We start from the raw sequence: 16,708 nt of genomic DNA, 5'->3' as shown, positions 1-16,708 counted from the left end.
GAAACACGCCGAATCCTCCACCCCGTTTTCCGGTGCCCCGGATCGCGTTCGGGCCAGCGGTGCAGGGCATGCGGCCCCGGGTCAGAGCAGGACGGTGGAGAAGGAGCCGACGCGGCGGAAGCCGACCTTGCGGTAGGCCAGCCGGGCGGCGACGTTGTAGTCGTTGACGTACAAGCTCGCGGTGCGGCCCAGGCCGCGCACCAAGCGGTCGGCGACCGCCGCGGTGCCCGCGGTGCCCAGCCCGGTGCTGCGCCGGTCCGGGTGCACCCAGACGCCCTGGATCTGGCCGACGGTGCGCGACATGGCACCGATCTCGGCCTTGAACACGACTTCGCCGCCTTCGAAGCGGGCGAACGCCCGGCCGCTCGCGATCAGGTCGGCCACCCGCGCCCGGTAGCTCGCCGCCCCGCCGTCGCTGCACGGGTCGACGCCGACCTCTTCGGTGAACATCGCGATCGCCGCGGGCAGGTAGCGATCCAGCTCGTCCGGACGCACCTGGCGCACCAGCGGATCCGGGGCGATGCGCGGCGATTCCGCCAGCACCATGAGCGGCTGCTCGGCGCGGATGTCGCGCGCCGGCCCCCACTGCGCGGCGACCTCGTCCCACAGCGCCAGCACCTGCTCGGTCGGCCCGACCAGCGAGGAGCACACCCGGCGACGGCGCAGCGCCCGGTCGGCGAAGGCGCGCATCGCGTCCGGCCCACCGCGCAGCGGGATCAGGTTCGCGCCCGAGAAGCACATGCCGGACAGCTTGCTGCCGTAACCCCACAGCTCACCGCCGAGGCGCAGCGGGTGAAGACCGGCCTCCTCGACCCGCGCGGCGACCATGCAGGCCGCGACCGGCGCGGAATCCAGCGCGGAGCGGACCAGCATCGCGTCCCGCTCCTCCAACAGCCGTGCACCGGCTAGCTTGAGCACCTGCCAAGACTGCCAGAAACGCCGCCCGCGCAACTCCCCCGGCCGGGAAGCGCTGGTCCCGGACAGCCCGCGCTCACCCATTCGGAGCAGTCCGATGGGCGCGATCGCCCGGGCGCGGGCGGGTGCGGCGGACGCGGGCGACCGGCCGCCCCCGAACCGGGGACGGCCGATCCAGCGGCCTCAACCGACCGTCACGACCGGAGCGTCACCGTCGGCGGGCTCCATGCCCTCGGCGATGCGCATGGCCTCTTCGATCAGCGTCTCGACGATCTTGTGCTCGGGCACCGTCTTGATGACCTCGCCCTTGACGAAGATCTGCCCCTTGCCGTTGCCCGAGGCAACGCCCAGGTCCGCCTCGCGGGCCTCGCCCGGGCCGTTGACCACGCAGCCCATGACCGCGACCCGCAGCGGCACCTCCATGCCCTCCAGCCCGGCGGTCACCTCGTCGGCCAGCTTGTAGACGTCGACCTGGGCGCGACCGCAGGACGGGCAGGACACGATCTCCAGCTTGCGCGGGCGCAGGTTCAGCGACTGCAGGATCTGCGTGCCGACCTTGATCTCCTCGACCGGCGGCGCGGACAGCGAGACGCGGATCGTGTCGCCGATGCCCTGCCGCAGCAGCGCGCCGAAGGCGACCGCGGACTTGATCGTGCCCTGGAACGCCGGTCCGGCCTCGGTGACGCCGAGGTGCAGCGGGTAGTCGCACTGCTCGGCCAGGATCTCGTAGGCGCGCACCATCACGACCGGGTCGTTGTGCTTCACCGAGATCTTCAGGTCGTGGAAGTCGTGCTCGGCGAACAGGCTCGCCTCCCACAGCGCCGACTCGGCCAGCGCCTCCGGGGTGGCCTTGCCGTACTTCTGCATCAGCCGCGGGTCCAGCGACCCGGCGTTGACGCCGATCCGGATCGGCGTGCCGTGGTCCTTGGCGGCCTGCGCGATCTCCTTGACCTTGTCGTCGAACTTCTTGATGTTGCCCGGGTTGACGCGCACCGCGGCGCACCCGGCCTCGATCGCCGCGAAGACGTACTTCGGCTGGAAGTGGATGTCGGCGATGACCGGGATCTGCGACTTCTTCGCGATCGCCGGCAGCGCCTCGGCGTCATCGGCACTCGGGCAGGCCACCCGCACGATGTCGCAGCCCGCGGCGGTCAGCTCGGCGATCTGCTGCAGCGTGGCGTTGATGTCCGCGGTGACGGTCGTGGTCATGCTCTGCACCGAGATCGGCGACTCGCTGCCCACACCGACCGCTCCGACCTGCAACTGCCGGGTCTTGCGCCGTTCCGCGAGCACCGGCGCCACGGCCGCGGGCATGCCCAGATCGACGGTCATCGAAACCTCTCCACCTCTATCTGGTGTTCTTCGGCGGCTGCCACCGCCTGCGCTCCACGATACCGGCGCCCCTTCATCCGGCCGGACGTCACGGTGGTAGGACGGATCACGTTGCGTGATCGTTTCGGTCGGTCAAGGTCGTGTTCAGCGCAATTCCACCTGGCCACCATCACCCGTTCGCACAAGACCCGGGTTTGCGCCGTCGGCGCCGCTGAGCCCACGTCTGCGCCGCAGCAGGTGTTCACCCATCGGTGCCCAATCCGCCCGGCCCCGCGCGCCGAACGCCCGTGAGCGTTTCGGGGCGCTATGGCACCCCGAAACGCTCACGGGACCTGACCAGCGGAAACAGCCGCGCTAGAAGAGCTTCACCGGGTTCACCACGTCGGCGACCAGGACCAGCAGCGAGTACGCGATGAAGATCAGGCTGATCGCGTACGCCAGCGGCATCAGCCGCGCCGTGTCGAACGGGCCCGGGTCCGGGCGCCGGAACAGCTTGTTGAAGCCGCGGCGGACCGACTCCCACAGCGCACCGGCGATGTGCCCGCCGTCCAGCGGCAGCAGCGGCAGCATGTTGAACACGAACAGCGAGAGGTTCACCCCGGCCAGCAGGTTGAACATCAGCATGATCCGGGCGTCCACGCCGAACTGGTCCGAGGCCAGCACCTCGCCGCCCAGCCGGCTCGCGCCGACGATGCCGACCGGCGAGTCGGCGTGCCGCTCACCGCCGAAGATCGCCGACACCAGGTCCGGCACCCGCTGCGGCAGCTCGATGACCTTCTCCGCGGTGAGGCTGACGAACCCGCCGATGGTGCTCACCACACCGCCGATGTCCTGCTTGACCAGCACCTGCGTCGGGGTGAGGCCGAGGAAGCCGACCGTCTCGTACTCGCTGGTCGAGCCGATCTTCGGCATCTGATTCTGCATCAGGTCCGGGTTCAGCGTGACGCGCTGCCCGGCGCGCTCGACCACCACCGGCACCGGGCCGGTCGAACTGCGGATGGCCAGCTGCAGGTCTTCCCAGGTGGTGTAGGGCTTGCCGTTGAACTCCAGGATCCGGTCACCGGGCCGGAAGCCCGCCGCCGCGGCCGGGGAGGGCGGCGCGTCGGGCGGGCAGCGGTCGGTGGCCGGTGCGTTGGCGGGCAGCACGCACTCGCTGACCTCGGAGACCGTGGTGGTCGGCGTCAGGACGCCGTGGCCCATCAGGATCGCGGCGAAGATGCCGACCGCCAGGATGAGGTTCATCACCGGCCCGGCCACCATCACGATGATCCGCTTCCACGGGCTGCGCTGGTAGAACTGCCGGTGCGCGTCCTCGGGCGTGATCTCCTCGGCGGACATCTGCCGGGCGTCCTCGACCATCGCCCGCCACGGGGCGGAGGAGGCGGTGCGGCCGTACTTCTCGTCCTTCTTCGGCGGGAACATGCCGATCATCCGGATGTAGCCGCCGAACGGGATCATCTTGATCCCGTACTCGGTGTCGCCCTTCTTCCGGGACCAGATGGTGCGGCCGAAGCCGACCATGTACTGGGTGACCTTGATCCCGAACAGCTTCGCGGCCGCCAGGTGGCCCAGCTCGTGCCACGCGATGGAGAACAGCAGCCCGAAGAAGAAGATCAAGATGCCAACGACGACCAGCACTACTCCGCCTTCCCCGCGGCCACCAACTCGTTGGCCCTGGTCCGCGCCCAGGCCTCGGCCGCGAAGACCTCGTCCAAGCTCGACGGCGCGGACCGCCACTGGTCGGCCCCGGCGAGCACGTCACCCACAGTCTGCACGATTCCGGTGAAGCCGAGTCGGCCGTCCACGAAAGCCGCCAGCGCTTCCTCGTTGGCCGCGTTGTAGACCGCCGGGAGGCAGCCGCCGCCGGAACCGGCCGCGCGGGCCAGCTCGATCGCCGGGAACGCCTCGTCGTCGACCGGCTCGAAGGTCCACTCCTGGGCCTTCGAGAAGTCCAGCGCGGGCGCGGCCCCGGGCACCCGGCGCGGCCACTCCAGGCTCATCGCGATCGGGATGCGCATGTTCGGCGGGCTGGCCTGGGCGATCGTCGAGCCGTCCGCGTAGGTGACCATCGAGTGCACGATGGACTGCGGGTGCACCGCCACCTCGATGCGGTCGTAGCCGATGCCGAACAGCAGGTGCGCCTCGATCAGCTCCAGGCCCTTGTTCACCAGGGTCGCCGAGTTGATGGTGACCACGTTGCCCATCGACCAGGTCGGATGCGCCAGCGCCTGCTGCACCGTGACGTCGACCAGCTCGTCGCGCTTGCGGCCGCGGAAGGGCCCGCCGGAGGCGGTCAGCACCAGCTTCTCGACCTCGTCGGCGCGATTGCCGAGCAGGCACTGCGCGAGCGCCGAGTGCTCGGAGTCGACGGGCACGATCTGCCCGGGCGCGGCCGCGTCGAGCACCAGCGAACCGCCCGCGATCAGCGACTCCTTGTTGGCCAGCGCCAGCTGGGAGCCGGTGGCCAGCGCGGCCAGGGTCGGTTTGAGGCCGCGGGAGCCGTCGACGCCGTTGAGGATGACGTCGGCGGGCGCGGACTCGATGAGGTCGGTCACCGCGTCCGGACCGGTCAGCAGGTCGGGCAGCGGGGCTGCGCCCGCACCGCGCGACTCGGCTTCGGCCCGGAGGGCGCGGCGGAGGTCTTCGACGACGCTGCTGTCGGCCACCGCGACGGTCCTGACCTGGAACTCGATCGCCTGCGCGGCCAGCGTCAGCGGATCGCTGCCGCCCGCGGCCAGGCCTGCGACCCGGAAGCGGTCCGGGTTGTTCCTGATCACGTCCAGTGCCTGGGTGCCGATGGAACCGGTGGAGCCGAGCACCAGGACGGTGCGCGGGCCGGGAGCGCTCTGTTTCGGGGTGTCGGCGTGCATCGCCGCCATTGTCCCCGAAGGAGGTGAGCGGAAGTCGCTCGCGGTGCACAAATCACCGTCGGGGGTCACGATCTGGCCATAGGACGTTGCACGGAGGAGGTCGGCCATGGGAATCATCGGATGGATCGTGCTCGGACTCATCGTGGGCGCGCTGGCCAAGGCGATCATGCCCGGCAAGGACGGCGGCGGGATCCTCGTCACGATGCTGCTCGGGGTCGTCGGCGCCTTCGTCGGCGGTCTGATCGGCAACTGGATCTTCGGGGTGGGCATCGACCGGTTCTGGTCGCTGAGCACCTGGATCCTGGCCGTCGTGGGTTCGCTGATCGTGCTGGGCGGCTACCGGGCGATCGTCGGCCGCAAGTCGGCATCGCACGGCTGACCCGCTCCGGGGTGTCGCGGAAGGGGCTTCCGCGGCACCCTTTTCGCTGCTCGCGCCGAGACGGGCGGACGTCACCGCACCGACGGCGTGTGCGAGGATGGGCAGGTGGATCACCGGTCGGTGTTCCGCACTTCGAGCATCATCTCCCGGCTCGCGCGGCCGGGCGTGGCACCAGGAGGGGAACGTGGCGAGCACCGAGCTGGAGAAGAAGCCCAGCCAGGCCATCGACCCGGCCGATGAACCGTCGGTCGAGTGGGGCTGGCACGGCGGTTTCCCGAAGGCGACGCAGATCGCCGGTTGGTTCTCCGTCTTCGCGTGCCTGATCATGCTGGTCGGCAACCACCAGGGCATCATCAGCGGTGGCGGCCAGTTCAAGACCGAGGACATGTGGCTGATCATCATCGCGGCCGGTCTGGCCGTCGGTCTGCTGATCGACCTGCGCCGCCGGAAGACCGCCTGGCGCCGCTGACGCGAGACCACGAGAACGCCGCTCCCGGATCCCGGAAGCGGCGTTCTGCGTTTCAGCGGCGGTGAACCCCGGAGCTCCCGCCGTCCGTGCTTGGAAGTGTCGTGAGTGCGACCGCGCCGTCGCACTCACGACACAGAGCTTCGGGCCTCGCCTTCGGAGCGGCGCAGCCGCTCAGCCCGCCCGCGCGGCTCGCACCGCCGCGGGTTCTCAGCGTTGTATTGGACATACATCAGTCCAGGAGTCCGGGGTTCCGCTACCCGCAGCGTCACGCAGAACGAGCCGGGAAGACGCTTTCGAGCTTCAGACCGTGATGCCGGTGAGCACTGTCACGTGCTCCTGGGTGAGGTCGAGCATTGCCGCGTGCACGCCTTCCCGGCCGACGCCGGATTCCTTCACACCGCCGTAGGGCATCTGGTCGGCGCGGAAGCTGGGCACGTCGCCGATGATCACACCGCCGACCTCCAGCTCCGCCGCCGCGCGGAAGGCCAGCTGCAGGTCCCGGGTGAACACCCCGGCCTGCAGGCCGTAGCGGGAGGCGTTGACCTTCTCGAACGCCTCGTCCACCGAGTCCACCGGCGCCAGCACCAGCAGCGGGCCGAACACCTCCTCGCAGGAGACCTTCGCGTCCTCCGGGACGCCGGCCAGCACCGTCGGGGCGAAGGTGGCGCCCTCGCGGGAGCCGCCGGTGAGCACCTCGGCGCCCGCGTCGACGGCCTCGCCGACCCAGGCCTCCAGCCGCGCCGCGGCGTCCTCGTTGATCATCGGGCCGACCTTGGTCGCCGGGTCCTTCGGGTCCCCGGTGACCTGCGATTCCACCGCTTTCACCACGCGGGCGGCCAGCTCGTCGTAGCTGTCGCGGTGGACGTAGACGCGCTGCACGGAGATGCACGACTGCCCGGCCTGGTACATCGCGAAGGTCGCGATCCGGTCCGCGGCGAAGTCCAGGTCCGTCCAGGTCTGGTCGACGACGACCGCGGCGTTGCCGCCGAGCTCCAGCGTCACGTGCTTGCGGGGCGCGGCGTCGCGGATGCCCCAGCCGACCGGGCCGGAACCGGTGAAGGAGACCACCGGCAGGCGCGGGTCGGCGACCAGCTCGGCGGCCTTGTCGTTGCTGGTGGTCAGCACCGACCAGGAGCCGGCGGGCAGCTCGGTCTCGGCCAGGAGCTCGCCCAGCAGCAGCGCGGACAGCGGTGTCTTCGGCGCGGGCTTGAGCACGATCGGCGCGCCGACGGCCAGCGCCGGGGCGACCTTGTGCGCCACCAGGTTGAGCGGGAAGTTGAACGGCGAGATGCCGAGCACGGGGCCGCGCGGGACGCGGCGGACCAGCGCCATCCGGCCGGTGCCGCCGGGATCGGTGTCCAGCCGCTGCAGGTCGCCGGAGAACCGGCGGGCCTCCTCCGCGCCCCACCGGAAGGTGGAGACGGCGCGGGCCACCTCGCCGCGGGCCCAGCTGATCGGCTTGCCGTTCTCGGCGGTGATCAGCTGCGCGATCTCCTCGGCCCGCTCCTCGAGACGCCGGGTCACGTGGTCCAGCGCGGCGGCCCGCACGTGCGCGGGCGTGGTGGCGAACTCCTTGCGCACCGCGTCCGCGGCGGCCACGGCGCGCTCCACATCGGCGTCGGTGGCGTAGCACGTGGTGGCGACCGCCGAGCCGTCGTAGGGGTGCCGCACCTCGAACGTGGCGTCGCTGATGACCCGCTCGCCCGCGACCCAGTTCCCGATGACCGATGACATCGGCTGCCTCCTGTCGTTTCCGATCCTGCTCAGACGCTACGACCGGAACCGATCTACCCGCACTGCCAATCCGTACACGGCCACGACCGCGACTGTCCAAACCGTCCCGGGCTGCTACGGCTCGCGGGCGAAGGTCGCGCAATCCGGGCACTCGTCGAGGTACCGGTGGCGGCACTCGACGGTGTGCTGGAGGAAGACGATGGCCGCCTGCCTGCCTGCCACCTCGCTCTCCAGCTCGGCGATCTTCGCCTCGACCACCGCCTGCGCCGCTTCCTTCGTCGGCGCCATGGCGGCGGTGACCTCCGGCAGGGACAGCCCGACCCGCCGCAGCTTGAGCACGGTGCGGGCCCGCTCCAGCGCGGCGTCGTCGTAGATCCGGTAGCCCTTGCCGTCGCGGCGCACGTCGAGCGCTCCGACCTGCTCCCAGTGGCGCAGCACGTGGGCCTCGATCCCGAGCTCGGCGGCTGCCTCCCCGATCGTCCGCAAATCGGCCTTGCCTTCATGTCGACCTGAACCCATAGCGTCCCCAGCATGACCGAATCCCCGCACCGCACGGGCACTTCCCACGATCCGATCGTCGTCACCGGCGCGGCGGGCAACCTGGGGCGCGCGGTCGTCGACCGCCTCGTCGCCCGCGGTGCCCGAGTGCGGTGCCTCGACCGGCACCCGGTGGACGGGCGTCCCGGCGTGGAGGCGGTGGTCGGTGATCTGACCGACCCGGCAGTCCTCCGGACTGCGCTGAGCGGCGTCGACGCCGTCCTGCTGATCTGGCCGCTGCTCGACGCCACCCCGGCCCGCGCCGTGCTGCCGGAGCTCGCCCGCGCGGCGCCGCGCGTCGTCTACCTCTCGTCCTCCGCCATCGACGACGATCGCGCTCGTCAGACGGACCCGATCGTCCAGGTGCACGCGGATCTCGAAGCGCTGCTCACGGAAGCGGGGCTGCGTCCCGTGGTGCTGCGCAGCGACACGATGGCCTCCAACGTCCGCGGGTGGGCCGCGCAGCTGCGCGCGGGCGATGTCGTGGCGGGGCCGGACATCGCGCGAACGGCCGTGGTCGACGAACGCGACGTCGCAGATGCGGCGGTGGCCGCTCTGCTCGCGGAACGGTTCGACCGCGGGCCGCACGTGCTCACCGGGCCGGAGGTGCTCAGCCGCGCCGAGCAGGTCGCGCAGCTCGGCGCGGCTCTGGGACGCCGGCTGCGCTTCGAACCGGTCCGCACCGACGTCGCGCGATCGCGGATGCTCGCGGACGGCCGCCCGGCGGCGCTGGTGGAGGCGCTGATCGCCGCATCCGAGAACCGGTTGGAGGCGACCCGCACCACCGGCTGCGTGGAACGCCTCACCGGCCACCCGGCCCGGACGTTCGCGCAGTGGGCCGCCGACCACGCCGCCGAGTTCCGCTGACCAGGTGGCCGCCCGTGAGCGTTTCGGGGTGCCATAGCGCCCCGAAACACTCACGGCTCCCATCAGGCGTGGCTGTGCATCACGTGCTTGATGCGGGTGCAGTCCTCGAAGCCGTAGCGATCTCCAGCGCGATGAACGGCATCGCCTGCACCACGGCCGCCTGCTGCTCGGCGTCGAGTTCGCCCAGCGGCCTGGGCAGCAGCAGCTCCGCCTCCGCCAGGCCCTCGCCCACCAGCGGCAACGGGTGATCGGGCGTCGGTGCCTCGCCCGGCGACCAGAGCACCTGCGACGCGCACCGCGACCGGTTCGCCGAGCTGCTTCGCCAGCGCGCCGACCACGGTTCCGACACCGCGGTCGACCCGCAGCGCGGCCACGATCGCGTCGTGCTGCGCGAGGTGGCGGCGCAGCGGCCGTTCCCACTCGGCCCGCTCGGCGCCGACGAAGGCCGCCACGATCTGCAGGAACGCGACCTCGACGGGAACCACGAAGCAGGTCAGCCCGTGCTCGGCGGCCGCGAACTCCTCGGGCACCTGCGTCTCCGGTGGCACCAGGCCGAAGCCGACAGCCGCGACGAGATCGGCCACGAAGGCCTCCGCGGTGATCCCGGCCGTGCGCCACACGCCCGCGGCGAGCACCACCTCGCCGCCGCGCAGGAAGCGTCCCGGCGACTCGATCTCGATGGTGCGCACCCAGCGGATCGGCCGGTCCACCCGGCCGCGAACCCGCGCCCGCAGGTCGAGTTCCGGCAGGTTCAGCAGTTCGTCGACGCGCCGAGCACTTGCAGGGCCAGCCACAGCTCCGCCCGCACGCCGGGCTGGTCGAGGCTGCGCCCCAGCAGCTCCTCCACCTTGTGCACGCGGTTGCGCAAGGTGTGCCGGTGCACCCCCAGTCGGCTGGCCGCCGGATCCCACTGGCCGTGGTGCGCCAGCCAGGCCTGCAACGACCGCAGCAGCACCTCCTGATCCCGCAACGGAGCGAGCACTGCCTCGGCGAAGGCCTGCGCGTCGCCTGCGGGCACCAGGTCGAGCAATCCGCGCCCCGCCAGCTCGGAGAACCGCACCGCGACGTCACCGCGCTTGGCCACCTGCGCGGCCTGCTCGGCCTGCCGCAGTCCTTCGGCGAGCCCGGCCGCGGTGCTCGGTTCGGACACGCCGACGGCGAGTCCGGATTGGCCGGTGAGCCAGTCAAGCGCGTCGTCGGCGACCAGTCCCACCACCGCGTCTCCGCGCTCGGCCAGGTAGACGGGCGCGCTCGGCTGGTCGGCAGCCAACCTGGCCACCAGCTCGTCGCGATCGCGCGCCCCGAGCAGCACCACCACCCGGAACGGCTCCGGCGGGAGTTCGGCGTGCAGATCCCCGAGCACGTCCCGCACCGGTTCGCCGCGCAGCATCAGCTCCAGGAAACCCGACCGCAGCCGCCGGCGCGCCGAACCCAGCGCCTCGACCTGCTCCAGCGCGAGCGTCAGCAGCGAAGCGGCCGAGTTGATCACGTGGTGGTCGGTGGTGGCGAAGGGCCCGTCGCGGCCCACGACGAGGAAACCGCGCGCCCGACCGCCCAGCGCCTGCATGCTCACTTCCTGGTCACCGAGCGGGAAACCGGCTGCGGCCAAGCCCCGCTTCGCGCGCATCTTGTCCACTTCGGACGTCAACTGCCGCAGCCGCGAACCGGCGGCGACCGGTGCGCTGTGCAGCAGCCGCCCGCTGGGGTCGAGCAGCAGCACCCAGGCGTCGAGCAGTCGCGCGAGCTTGCGCACCAGCGCGTTGATCCCGTTGGTCGTGCCCGCCGCCTGCGCGAGCTCGTGCTGCGCGCGGCTCGTCCGCCGCAGGCTCGCGTACTCGTCGGCGGCAACGGCGTGCGAAACCGCTTTGCTGATCGCGATGAACGGCGTCGGGCGCGGCACTTCCAGCAGCGGCAGCCCGGCGCGCTCGGCAGCGCCCACCAGCTCGGCGGGGATCTCCTGGTGGCTCAGCCCGACGCCGAAACCCAGCCCGGCGGCACCCACCGAGGTCAGCCGCTCCACCAGCACCGCGCAGTCTGCGGCGCCCAGCGCGAGCCCGGTGGTGAGCAGCAGCTCGCCGCCCTCCAAGAACGGCGCCGGATCGGCCAGCTCGCTGGTGTGCACCCAGGCGATCGGCCGGTCCAACGCCTGCTCCCCGGCGCGCGCGGTGAGGCCCAGCGCGGTGCCCGCGACCAGGTCGCGCAACGTCAACGGCACCGGTCACCTCCCGACATCGTGTCCAATCCCCGCAACTGAGCCAACCAGAACGCCACCTGCCCGGATCGGCGCCTCACCCGGAGGCCGTCACCGCCCGATGACCGAGATGAACGCGGCGGCGAGCGACTCGTCGATGGGCTTCGGGTCGTCGAGGTACCCGTTCACCATCGCTCCGTCCCGGAGGATCATCAGCTGCCTCGACGTGGAGTCGACGTCGCTCACCCCAGCTTCCGCGGCGACTTCGGCGAATTCTTCGCGCATCCACCGGCGGTGCGCGTCGACGGCGCGGCGGACCGGGTCATCGGGGTCGGCGAACTCCGACGCAGCGTTGATGAACGCGCACCCCCGGAATCCCGGGCGGCAGCTCGCGGTGCCGATGTCGGCGGCCAGCGCCCGCAACGTCCCCACCGGGTCGCCCTCACGGCGCACGCTCTGCATCCACGCTCGCTCCGCGGCGGCCTGCTCCTCCAAGTAGGCGACCACCAGCTCGCTCTTGGTGCGGAAGTGGCGGTAGAAGGTGACCTTCGTGATGCCGACCTTCTCGATGATGCGGTCGGCGCTCGTCGCGCGGATGCCGTGGGAGTAGAACAGCTCGTTCGCGGCGCCGAGGATCCGCGCCCGGGTAGCGGAGCCCGACGAGGTGCGAGTCACCGGTTCCGTGCTGTCGGTGTGCATGTCGTCCTTCCACTCCGGCCCGGCCGTTGCGCCGACACCGAGTGGCAGTCTAGGTTATGCGATGTAGACGAACTAGTAACTCTACGTCGGACGGCCGAGGTGGGCCTCACCGCGCGCGGAAACGTGCCCGCCTTCGTCACGACCGCCCTCGGCTGAGCCCGCGAACCCCAGCGAAAGGAATTTCCATGACCACCTCCGCCATCGACTCGAGCCTCGCGCCTGCGTTCAGCTCGGCGCTGCGCCGCCTGTACTTCGTGCGCTTCGCGTTCGCCGTCGTCTGGGCAGGACTGCTGTTCGCGACCTCGACGGCCGCGGGGCCGGTGCTCACCGCCCTCGTGGTCATCTATCCGCTCTTCGACGCGGCCGCCGTCCTGCGGCAACTGCGATCTCCGCACCGCGCGCCCGGCGCGCGGACGGCGGAGTGGGTCAACGTGGCCGTCAGCGCCATCGTCGCCATCGCGCTCAGCGTGGCATCGACGGTGTCCGTCCCCGCCGCACTCGGGGTCTGGGGTGCGTGGGCCGTGGGATCCGGCATCCCCCAGCTCCTGGCCGCCGTCCGGCAGCGACGTTCCGGAGGCCAGGTGCCGCAGATCCTCAGCGGCGGCATTTCAGTCCTGGCCGGGGCGTCCTTCCTGGCTCAGGCGCTGCAGGGCAACGGCGACATCGTCGGCCTGGCCGGTTACGCAACCCTCGGCGGACTGTTCTTCCTCATCTCCGCCATCCGCCTGAGCATCGTGCTGCGGAAGCAGAGTGACGGGCGCGGCGGGTCGCGGGGAACGTCGGCCACCGCCTGACATTGTGTCCAATCCCCACACGTGGGCCAACCAGAACGGCACCTGTTCGGTTCGGCGCTTCCCACCGAGCCTGGTCCCAGTACGACACGACCAGGAGGCTCCGTGACCACCGCCCAGGCGCGCGTTCTGCGCACCGAGATCCCCGGACCGAACTCCCGCGAACTGCAGCGGCGCCGCGCCGCGACGGTGGCAGGCGGGGTGGCCAGCGTGCTACCCGTCTACATCACCGAGGCCGCGGGCGGGGTGCTGCACGACGTCGACGGCAACTCGCTGATCGACCTCGGCTCGGGCATCGCGGTGACCAACGTGGGCAACGCCGCACCGGAGGTCGTCGAGCCGGTGCGGCGTCAGGTCGCCGAGTTCACCCACACCTGCTTCATGGTGACGCCCTACGAGAACTACCTGCAGGTCTGCGAGGAGCTCGCCGCGCTGACGCCCGGCGACCACGAGAAGCGCAGCGCGCTGTTCAACTCCGGCGCCGAGGCGGTGGAGAACGCGGTCAAGATCGCCCGCCGGGCCACCGGGCGCCCGGCGATCGTGGCCTTCGACCACGCCTACCACGGCCGCACCAACCTCACCATGGCGCTGACCGCGAAGTCCGTTCCGTACAAGCACGGTTTCGGCCCGTTCGCCCCGGAGGTCTACCGGGTGCCGATGTCCTACCCCGCGCGCGACGGCCGCCCCGGCGAGCAGGTCGCGCGCGAGGCCATCGAGCGGATCGACAAGCAGCTGGGCGCCGACCAGGTCGCCGCGGTGCTGATCGAGCCGATCCAGGGCGAGGGCGGCTTCATCGAGCCCGCACCGGGATTCCTGCCCGCGATCGCGAAGTGGTGCGCCGACAACGGCGTGCTGTTCATCGCCGACGAGATCCAGACCGGCTTCTGCCGCACCGGCGCCTGGTTCGCCTGCGACCACGAGAACGTGGTGCCGGACCTGATCACCACCGCCAAGGGCATCGCGGGCGGCCTGCCGCTGGCGGCGGTCACCGGTCGCGCCGAGCTGATGGACGCCATGCCGCCGAGCAGCCTCGGCGGCACCTACGGCGGCAACCCGATCGCCTGCGCGGGCGCCCTCGGCGCGATCCGCGCGATGCGCGAGCGAGACCTGGCCGCCGCCGCGCGCGCCATCGGCGACCTGGTGCTACCCCGCCTGCGGGCCCTGAACACCGAAGCGATCCTCGACGTGCGCGGCCGCGGCGCGATGATCGGCATCGAGTTCGTCAAGCCGGGCACGACCGAACCGGACCCGGAGCTGACCACCAGGATCGCCGAGACCTGCCACGCGCGCGGAGTCGTGATCCTCACCTGCGGCACCTACGGCAACGTGATCCGCCTGCTCCCGCCCCTGGTCATCGACCACGCCCTCCTGATCGAAGGCCTCGAAGTCCTGGAGCGGGCCATCCGCGAGCACACGAGCTGAATGAGAACCAGTCCCGAATCATGCACCTCCGAAAATTTCCGGCCTTGCCGCACCCGCTCGTCATCCATGCTGGCGGCATGGCGCTGGCTGACGAACGTGGGACCCGCACTGAGATCACGGCCAACGGACAAGGCCGGGTAACCATCCCTGCATCGATCAGGCGCGCTGCGGGGATCGAGCCGGGCACACCACTCGCGGTCTACGTCCAGGACGGCCGCGTGGTGATCGAAACGCGCGAATCCGACGTGACGTCGCAGCAGCTTGGCACGGACGTGGATCGGCCGTGGACGAGCTGATCGCGGATCGCCGTGCAGCGGCCGCCGCCGAGACCGAGGAGTCCACCGGAGGCCGCCGTTGACCACGGTGCTCGACACATCGGCGATCTTGGCTTGGCTGCACGACGAAACCGGCGCGGACAAGGTGGACGCGGTCATCAGCACAGCGACGATGTCGACGGTGAACTGGTCGGAGCTCGCCCAGAAGCTGACGCAGAACGGAGCGGATGCCGAACGCACGTGCAACCGCTTGCGCACCCTCGGTGTGGCAGTCGAGCCGTTCACCGCCGAAGATGCGCTGCTGGCCGGCGAGCTGTGGGCACGCACGTCGCCGGATTGTCCCTGGGAGATCGGGCCTGCCTCGCGTTGGCCATCCGGCTCAACGTCCCGGTTCTCACAGCGAACGAAGCGTGGCGAGACGCTCACGCCGGAGCGTCCATCGAACTGCTGCGCTGAGCGCACATCACGCTTCGTGATATCGCTCCGGTCAACATGCCAGCCGGCCCCTGGAGACTGGTGGTTCACCGGCCGACCGCTGGGACCAGCAGATCCGCGCGCCGCCACCGGTCGGCGTGCGGAGTAACTCCACAGGGGTGTGACGGAGCTTGATCCACCATCGCGGCTGGGACCAGCATTTCGCTCGTGAGACACGCGGAGTGCACAGAGATCACCGCAGACGGGGAAATGCGCATCACCCTCCCGCGGGCGATCATGCGGGCCGCCGGGATCGAACCCGGGATGCCGCTGGTGGCCTACGAGGACGACGGGCAGATCGTCGTCGAGATGCGCCCGGCGGTCCTGCCCGGCGCACCGGTCGCCGAGGCGTTGCTCGGCAAACCAGCGGTCGTCGAATGACGACCGCCGCCGCACAACCGGTGCGCGCCGCTCGGGGGGCGGTTCGCGACGCGCACCGGCCGGGCTCGGACCTCCGTCCACTTCGGACGTAGGTCCAGGTCTGGAGCGGTGCCGCGGTACCGCGCGAAGAAGTCCTCGATGACCGGGTCGCGTCCAGCAGCGCGATCATGGAGCACCGGACGACCAGAGGTCACCCTTTTGTTCATTGCGTTCACACGAGGCCCACCGGCCCCGCGCGAATCACTCCTCGGCGGCGAGCTGGCCGCAGGCCGCGGCGATCTCCTGGCCTCGGGTGTCGCGGACCGTGCAGGAAACTCCCGCGTCGCGGACGCGGCGGACGAACTCGCGCTCCACCGGCTTCGGGCTGGCGTCCCACTTGCTGCCCGGCGTCGGGTTCAGCGGGATCAGGTTGACGTGCGCGAACTGGCCGAGGTGCTTGTGCAGGAGCTTGCCCAGCAGGTCCGCGCGCCACGGCTGGTCGTTGACGTCGCGGATCAGCGCGTACTCGATCGACACCCGGCGGCCGGTGTGGTCGGCGTAGCCGCGCGCGGCTTCCAGGACCTCGGCGACGTTCCAGCGGTTGTTCACCGGCACCAGCGTGTCGCGCAGCTCGTCGTCCGGCGTGTGCAGCGACACCGCCAGCGTCACGTTCAGGTTCTCCGCCGTCATCTTCTTGATCGCCGGGACCAGGCCCACCGTCGAGACGGTCACCGAGCGCTGCGAGAGGCCCAGGCCCTCCGGCGCCGGGTCGCAGATGCGGTGCACGGCGTTGATCACGCGGCGGTAGTTCGCCAGCGGCTCGCCCATGCCCATGAAGACCACGTTCGACAGCCGCCCGGGGCCGCCGGGGACCTCGCCGTCGCGCATCGCGGCGGCCGCCGAGCGCACCTGGTCGACGATCTCGGCCGTCGACAGGTTGCGCTGCAGACCGCCCTGGCCGGTGGCGCAGAACGGGCAGGCCATGCCGCAGCCCGCCTGGCTGGAGATGCAGACGGTGGCGCGGTCCGGGTAGCGCATCAGCACGCTCTCCACGAGCGTGCCGTCGTGCGCGCGCCACAGCGACTTGCGGGTCGTGCCGTCGTCGGTCATCAGGTGGCGGATCTCGGTGAGCAGCGGCGGCAGCAGGCTCTCGCCGAGCTTGGCGCGGCTGGCCGCCGGGATGTCGGTCATCGACTCGACATCGGCGTTGAGCCTGCCGAAGTAGTGGTGCGCCAGCTGCTTGGCGCGGAACGGCTTCTCCCCCAGCTCGACGACGGCGGCCTTCCGTTCGTCGGCGGAGAGGTCGGCGAGGTGCCGCGGGGGCATACCGCGGCGCGGGGCGTCGAAGACGAGTGGCAGGGAGGTCGCAGACATAGCGCCGTCCATCTTCCCA

General features: G+C 71.2%; 18 protein-coding genes. 8 read left to right on the top strand and 10 right to left on the bottom strand.

The genetic code is table 11. The features are described 5' to 3' along the window. Positions 1 to 81: 81 nt before the first annotated feature. The 4 genes from C4T78_RS14050 to dxr form a co-directional block, all read right to left on the bottom strand. The gene (locus C4T78_RS14050) at positions 82 to 918 is read right to left on the bottom strand and encodes a GNAT family N-acetyltransferase (protein ID WP_093344615.1); all 837 of its coding nucleotides are present in this window, start codon (positions 916 to 918) and stop codon (positions 82 to 84) included. 180 nt (positions 919 to 1,098) lie between these two features. Then, on the bottom strand, positions 1,099 to 2,247 hold the full coding sequence (ispG, locus tag C4T78_RS14045; protein WP_093344613.1) for a flavodoxin-dependent (E)-4-hydroxy-3-methylbut-2-enyl-diphosphate synthase: 1,149 nt from the start codon (positions 2,245 to 2,247) through the stop codon (positions 1,099 to 1,101). Between the two features lie 354 nt (positions 2,248 to 2,601). Beyond that, a complete protein-coding gene (locus C4T78_RS14040; protein ID WP_093344610.1) occupies positions 2,602 to 3,885 on the bottom strand; it encodes a M50 family metallopeptidase in 1,284 nt (427 codons plus the stop codon). Beyond that, the gene (gene dxr, locus C4T78_RS14035; RefSeq protein ID WP_093344607.1) at positions 3,885 to 5,126 is read right to left on the bottom strand and encodes a 1-deoxy-D-xylulose-5-phosphate reductoisomerase; all 1,242 of its coding nucleotides are present in this window, start codon (positions 5,124 to 5,126) and stop codon (positions 3,885 to 3,887) included. The genes C4T78_RS14040 and dxr overlap by 1 nt, the downstream gene beginning before the upstream one ends. A 97-nt stretch (positions 5,127 to 5,223) precedes the next feature. On the opposite strand from dxr, the gene C4T78_RS14030 reads away from it, so the two are divergent. Next, positions 5,224 to 5,496: a GlsB/YeaQ/YmgE family stress response membrane protein gene (locus C4T78_RS14030; RefSeq protein ID WP_093344604.1), complete on the top strand. Its 273-nt coding sequence runs from the start codon at positions 5,224 to 5,226 to the stop codon at positions 5,494 to 5,496. 184 nt (positions 5,497 to 5,680) lie between these two features. Then, complete coding sequence (locus C4T78_RS14025) at positions 5,681 to 5,965, top strand: DUF2631 domain-containing protein (protein WP_093344601.1); 285 nt, start codon at positions 5,681 to 5,683, stop codon at positions 5,963 to 5,965. A 300-nt stretch (positions 5,966 to 6,265) separates the two neighbouring features. On the opposite strand, the gene C4T78_RS14020 is transcribed toward C4T78_RS14025, so the two are convergent. Together C4T78_RS14020 and C4T78_RS14015 are read right to left on the bottom strand one after the other, a co-directional pair. Next, positions 6,266 to 7,699, bottom strand: a complete 1,434-nt coding sequence (locus tag C4T78_RS14020) for an aldehyde dehydrogenase family protein (RefSeq protein WP_093344599.1) — start codon at positions 7,697 to 7,699, stop codon at positions 6,266 to 6,268. Between the two features lie 114 nt (positions 7,700 to 7,813). Next, positions 7,814 to 8,185, bottom strand: coding sequence for a MerR family transcriptional regulator (locus C4T78_RS14015; protein WP_218161403.1), 372 nt, complete (start codon positions 8,183 to 8,185; stop codon positions 7,814 to 7,816). Positions 8,186 to 8,230: 45 nt separating this feature from the next. Between C4T78_RS14015 and C4T78_RS14010 the strand changes: the two genes are divergently transcribed. Continuing rightward, on the top strand, positions 8,231 to 9,103 hold the full coding sequence (locus C4T78_RS14010) for an NmrA family NAD(P)-binding protein (protein WP_093344593.1): 873 nt from the start codon (positions 8,231 to 8,233) through the stop codon (positions 9,101 to 9,103). 62 nt (positions 9,104 to 9,165) lie between these two features. On the opposite strand, the gene C4T78_RS14005 is transcribed toward C4T78_RS14010, so the two are convergent. The 3 genes from C4T78_RS14005 to C4T78_RS13995 form a co-directional block, all read right to left on the bottom strand. Next, on the bottom strand, positions 9,166 to 9,897 hold the full coding sequence (locus C4T78_RS14005; RefSeq protein ID WP_218161402.1) for a PucR family transcriptional regulator ligand-binding domain-containing protein: 732 nt from the start codon (positions 9,895 to 9,897) through the stop codon (positions 9,166 to 9,168). Further along, positions 9,855 to 11,318, bottom strand: a complete 1,464-nt coding sequence (locus C4T78_RS14000) for a PucR family transcriptional regulator (protein WP_093344590.1) — start codon at positions 11,316 to 11,318, stop codon at positions 9,855 to 9,857. The genes C4T78_RS14005 and C4T78_RS14000 overlap by 43 nt, the downstream gene beginning before the upstream one ends. A gap of 87 nt (positions 11,319 to 11,405) precedes the next feature. Further along, a complete protein-coding gene (locus C4T78_RS13995; protein ID WP_093344587.1) occupies positions 11,406 to 11,993 on the bottom strand; it encodes a TetR/AcrR family transcriptional regulator in 588 nt (195 codons plus the stop codon). A gap of 185 nt (positions 11,994 to 12,178) precedes the next feature. Here C4T78_RS13995 and C4T78_RS13990 point away from each other — a divergent pair, with 185 nt between their 5' ends. The 5 genes from C4T78_RS13990 to C4T78_RS36035 all read left to right on the top strand — a co-directional run bounded on the left by C4T78_RS13990 (position 12,179) and on the right by C4T78_RS36035 (position 15,336). Then, on the top strand, positions 12,179 to 12,787 hold the full coding sequence (locus tag C4T78_RS13990; protein ID WP_235862936.1) for a hypothetical protein: 609 nt from the start codon (positions 12,179 to 12,181) through the stop codon (positions 12,785 to 12,787). A gap of 102 nt (positions 12,788 to 12,889) precedes the next feature. Next, positions 12,890 to 14,206, top strand: coding sequence for a 4-aminobutyrate--2-oxoglutarate transaminase (gabT, locus tag C4T78_RS13985; RefSeq protein WP_093344584.1), 1,317 nt, complete (start codon positions 12,890 to 12,892; stop codon positions 14,204 to 14,206). A 77-nt stretch (positions 14,207 to 14,283) separates the two neighbouring features. Then, on the top strand, positions 14,284 to 14,502 hold the full coding sequence (locus tag C4T78_RS13980; protein ID WP_235862935.1) for an AbrB/MazE/SpoVT family DNA-binding domain-containing protein: 219 nt from the start codon (positions 14,284 to 14,286) through the stop codon (positions 14,500 to 14,502). A gap of 67 nt (positions 14,503 to 14,569) precedes the next feature. Beyond that, positions 14,570 to 15,064 carry a PIN domain-containing protein gene (locus C4T78_RS13975; RefSeq protein ID WP_235863104.1) on the top strand — a complete coding sequence of 165 codons (495 nt, stop codon included), beginning with the start codon at positions 14,570 to 14,572 and terminating at the stop codon, positions 15,062 to 15,064. Positions 15,065 to 15,165: 101 nt separating this feature from the next. Further along, on the top strand, positions 15,166 to 15,336 hold the full coding sequence (locus C4T78_RS36035; RefSeq protein ID WP_121505375.1) for an AbrB/MazE/SpoVT family DNA-binding domain-containing protein: 171 nt from the start codon (positions 15,166 to 15,168) through the stop codon (positions 15,334 to 15,336). A 240-nt stretch (positions 15,337 to 15,576) separates the two neighbouring features. Here C4T78_RS36035 and rlmN read toward each other — a convergent pair whose 3' ends face one another. After that, entirely contained in the window at positions 15,577 to 16,689 is a 1,113-nt protein-coding gene (gene rlmN / locus C4T78_RS13970) for a dual-specificity RNA methyltransferase RlmN (RefSeq protein WP_093348122.1), read from the bottom strand. Positions 16,690 to 16,708 lie beyond the last annotated feature (19 nt).

It is taken from the genome of Saccharopolyspora kobensis (assembly GCF_900108315.1).
Classification (GTDB): domain Bacteria; phylum Actinomycetota; class Actinomycetes; order Mycobacteriales; family Pseudonocardiaceae; genus Saccharopolyspora; species Saccharopolyspora kobensis.
The sequence above is the reverse complement of the archived record's forward strand: the minus strand, read 5'-3'. Positions and strand labels throughout refer to the sequence as shown.